The following is a 3,857-nucleotide window of genomic DNA, read 5'->3' as shown; positions in this document are numbered from 1 at the left end:
GTTTTTCCAGCAGAGGAGTAAAATATCCCGCGGGCTGCCGGCTGGTTTCCATAGCCGGGAAAGGTTCCCGGGTCATAGTTTCCGTACCCGGCGTTGATGTCGATTTGCTGCGCGTGGCTTTCTGCCGAGACAAGCAGGGAAAGTCCAAGAAGCGCTAATCCAAGGTAGTAGTTTGTTTTTTTCATGATTTTAAGTTTAAAAGCTGGTCATGGCTTCAGTTAATTTTTGAATACCTGAATGATTAGATTGTTGTTGCCATTGTCAGCCACTACTTCTCCGCCCGATAGGTCGGGGATGAAAGCCCTAAATGGATAGCCTCCGGGAACAGCCGCCGCGGGGATGGTCAGGTTGGCCGTAATGCTATTCCCCAATGGCGAGGCGGCGATATCGCTGTTGGTGGTCAGCGTGTAGTAAGTACCCGAGTTGGTGATGGTCCATTCGGTGGCCGAAGCGCCAGTGAGGGCAATGGTGGAAGTAGGTGTGGGCTTATAGACGCGTATGGTAATTAGATCAGAGGCAATGGTTCCTGCGCGCATGTTTCTGACGCGTATGGTAAATGGCCTGACCGTTTCGGTATTCGAGAAAGTCACATTGCCCATGATGATAAACGGCCGCAGGTCGGGCGTGGTGGCAAGCTCCTGCGTAGAGCCGATGGCGATCTGTGTGATGGCCGCCCCAGCCGGTACGACGCCGGTTAGTGTACTGTTCTCTACTACGCCGGTGGCATTGGCCGACCCGCTCAAATCGAGCCATTGGGAACCGTCCCAGCCGACCAGCCTGAGGTTTGCGGCTGTGGATTCAAAACCAGCGACATTAGGGATCGACACGGTCACATCCAGATCGTTTGTAGCAGGTGTGATGGCCGCCCAGTCCCAACTACCAAAGGTGTATACGCGTTTGATGGAAGCGGAGGGTGTGTTGGAAGCCTCTCCGAGGTCTGCGGCGTAGGCCACGCTGATATGCGCGGTATTTGTGGGTGCGGAGATCCGCAATGTTCTCAGATCGGAATTGTTTCCCACCGGGAATATAAAAGTGGAATTACCGATTTTGGAAACATATCCGTCCACGTGCTGAGCGTCGGTGAGCCCGCCTGTGTAAGTCGCCCCTGCCTGAAACCTGATCGCGCCATTGGCCGTGTTGGCGCGCACGGTAGTGGTTATCCCGTTTTCGAACGACGCAATGGTAAACACGTTGGCGCCTGCTGTATTGGTGATATTAAATGCGCTGGCCGATCCGTTCTTCAAGGCCAGTGTGGAAAAATTAGGAGCAACACTGCCGCTGATTCCCTGCACACCTGCTACTCCCGCCGGTCCATTGAAATTGTCAGTGCTTCCGCCGGTGCCATTGGCATTATAGCTGTTATTAACCCGCAACGAGTTGGCATCTGTCTCATAGTGGTTGAAAACAGCGCCCGATGAAGCCGTATAAGCGGCGGGCGCGGTGGCTGTAACGGCGGTGTATGTACCACGGTTGGCAACTGACCCATAATTATTGAAAGTAGCCCCGTCGATGACAAGCTGCGCATGGGCTAGCTGGTTTCCCAACAGCAATGCCATCCCTGTCATGAGGCTGATGTATTCTTTTTTCATCGTGAAAGCTGTTTAAATGAAGACTGTATCTTGCAACTCTCCGACTAGTTCAAGTAGGTTACATCCAGGTTGGAAGAAATGGTACCACAAATTTGGTAGGCACTGGCGGGAGCACCGTTGTTATACCATCTGGTTGCCCTTACATCGAACGTGTGGTTTCCTGCGGACAGGGTGCGAACACCGGACAAAGTCAATTCGAAGTGACCGCTCACTTCGGTCTGGATGATAATGAAGATGCCGCTTGCCACTCCGTCGATATATATTTCAAAACGGTTAAACGGGCTGTAACCCGTCCATGCAGACACGTCGTCAACACCAAGTACGTAGTTGATAAATGCGGCCTTTTGACTGGGGAAATTGATGACATTGGTCGTATTAGAAACCGTTGTATAGGAACCTTCCGTCACTCCGAAAAAGGCGCTTGGCTGCGCACCATTTCCAATGGGCACTGCATATGAAGCCGTTTGAGTGGCGGTACTCGCGCCCGCTCCCGCAGGGGCCTGCCAGCTGGCGATACCCGCCGCGTCCGAGGTCAATACTTTTCCGGCACCCTGAGTACCATCCTGAATGGCTACATTGCCCACCACGTGCAATTTGGCCGCAGGAGTGGTAGTGCCTATCCCTACATTTTGCGCCATGGCCGCAGAGGCAGTAAGGCCCATCATCACTCCAAGCAAGTAGATTTTCTTTTTCATTCGGATTTTAAGTTTTTGATTAAAGAAATAATTAATGACGATGCACTCGGACAGGGAAGAGTCAGCGTATCACAATTTGTAAACGAACTCTTGCCTGGTGAATACTTGTATACAATTCACCACAAATGTCGTTTGCCTAATTGGATTGTTTTGAGACGCTTTTTTGTATTTTTGAGGTGACTTTTGGGGTGCAGGGGAGAATGAAAATGGTAGTTGCTTGCCGAAAAATGCGCGCTCACTGAGCCCTAAAGGACAGCGGCTTTCTGTGCAAGTTCGATCCTGTCCGCTACGTTCATTTTAAGGCAGATCCGCTTCTTATACGTGCTGACAGTATTGCATTTCAGTTTGAGGGTGTAGGCGATTTCTTTGGTGCTTTTGCCTTGGGCTACTTCCCGCATCACCATCAATTCTCTGGGCGAGAGCTTTTCGACAGATTCGATGTCTTCCAGGCGGTGTGAAGATTTATTTTTGATCAGGGAAGTTTGCAATTCCAGGTTCAGATATTTTCCTCCTGCTGCGATTCGCTCGATTGCTTTTTGCAGCTCGGGAATCTTAGCATTTTTCATAATGAACCCGTCCGCGCCAGCTCTCAGAACCGGAAGTGCGTACAACCTTTCCGCTAATCCCGAATAAAGCAGGATGGAAACATCGTTCCGAACAGCTTTAATGGTTTCTACAATATCCGCAACGACCCGGTTGCCAATTTTCAATTCGCTGATAACTACCTGAATGTCCGCATTGCTTTCAAGGATAGAAAGGGCCGTTTCGACACAACTGGCTTCATAAAGGCAGTAATGCTCGGAAACTGTTTCAAGCATCACGCGCATGCCGGCGCGCAACATCGTCTGATCATCGATAATTAATATGTTCAACATTGTGAAGGGGGTTTATGTTGAAAAAAATCTTTACTACCGCTCTTGCGGGTGCTAAAGAGAAAATGGCAAGCGTTGCGCCATATTCTTCGGATCGGGGAGATTGAAAGTCTTTAACCAGTCTGATAACGGTGGGGACGAGTCTGTCAGGCAATGGATTATTTGCCAAGAAACAGCTCGGCGGTAATTTGCCGAGCTGTAAAAAAACACTACGATAAATTAGGCATTGATTAATTCTGCTACCTAACGATAACCAACTTTTGTGTGTTTAGTGCTCCATTCCGGTCAGTGATTTTAAGCACATAGTTTCCTGCTATCAGCTTTCTCACGTCGATCCCGTCCGGTGAAACAGCGGCAGATTGATATACAGTGGCTCCGTTCAGATTGACGATTTCCACTTTTTGAATCGAGCCTGCATCGTCTAGTTTGACGTAATCAGTAGCTGGATTGGGGTAAAGAAAAACGCCTTTGCCTTCGATAGAGATAGTGCGGATGACACTATACGCGAAAGTGTTGTCCTGATCCACCATCTTCAAGCGGTAAAGATTTCTTCCTGTCAGAGGGTTCTCGTCGGTGAAGGAGTACTTTCTGATTGTTGTGCTTTCCTTACCGGACTCTACCGATCCTATTTTATTCCACTGTTTGCCATTGGGACTGCGTTCGATCTCGAATCGGTCGCTGTTGATTTCTTCACTGGTCGA

At 49.6% G+C, this 3,857-nt stretch carries 5 protein-coding genes; all 5 read right to left on the bottom strand.

What is annotated here, in order from left to right:
- Window positions 1-185, bottom strand: a 185-nt coding sequence (locus IEY24_RS32560) for a hypothetical protein (protein WP_188939481.1), incomplete at its 3' end; no start/stop codon positions are given.
- Window positions 186-218: 33 nt separating this feature from the next.
- Window positions 219-1,589, bottom strand: a complete 1,371-nt coding sequence (locus IEY24_RS32555) for a hypothetical protein (RefSeq protein WP_188939480.1) — start codon at window positions 1,587-1,589, stop codon at window positions 219-221.
- 44 nt (window positions 1,590-1,633) lie between these two features.
- Window positions 1,634-2,284, bottom strand: coding sequence for a hypothetical protein (locus IEY24_RS32550; RefSeq protein ID WP_188939479.1), 651 nt, complete (start codon window positions 2,282-2,284; stop codon window positions 1,634-1,636).
- A 245-nt stretch (window positions 2,285-2,529) separates the two neighbouring features.
- On the bottom strand, window positions 2,530-3,159 hold the full coding sequence (locus IEY24_RS32545) for a response regulator transcription factor (RefSeq protein ID WP_188939478.1): 630 nt from the start codon (window positions 3,157-3,159) through the stop codon (window positions 2,530-2,532).
- 236 nt (window positions 3,160-3,395) lie between these two features.
- A partial coding sequence (locus IEY24_RS32540) for a T9SS type A sorting domain-containing protein (RefSeq protein ID WP_188939477.1) occupies window positions 3,396-3,857 on the bottom strand: 462 nt, incomplete at its 5' end.

Origin of the sequence: Dyadobacter endophyticus (genome assembly GCF_014641595.1) — a bacterium.
Taxonomy (GTDB): Bacteria; Bacteroidota; Bacteroidia; order Cytophagales; family Spirosomataceae; genus Dyadobacter; species Dyadobacter endophyticus.
Note: the sequence above shows the minus strand (reverse complement) of the source record. Positions and strands in the feature narration are given on the sequence as shown.

What these genes read in the sequence shown, in the direction of transcription:
- IEY24_RS32545 (WP_188939478.1), bottom strand. Translation starts at nt 3,159, where the DNA reads ATGTTGAACATATTAATTATCGATGATCAGACGATGTTGCGCGCCGGC.
- IEY24_RS32555 (WP_188939480.1), bottom strand. Translation starts at nt 1,589, where the DNA reads ATGAAAAAAGAATACATCAGCCTCATGACAGGGATGGCATTGCTGTTG.
- IEY24_RS32550 (WP_188939479.1), bottom strand. Translation starts at nt 2,284, where the DNA reads ATGAAAAAGAAAATCTACTTGCTTGGAGTGATGATGGGCCTTACTGCC.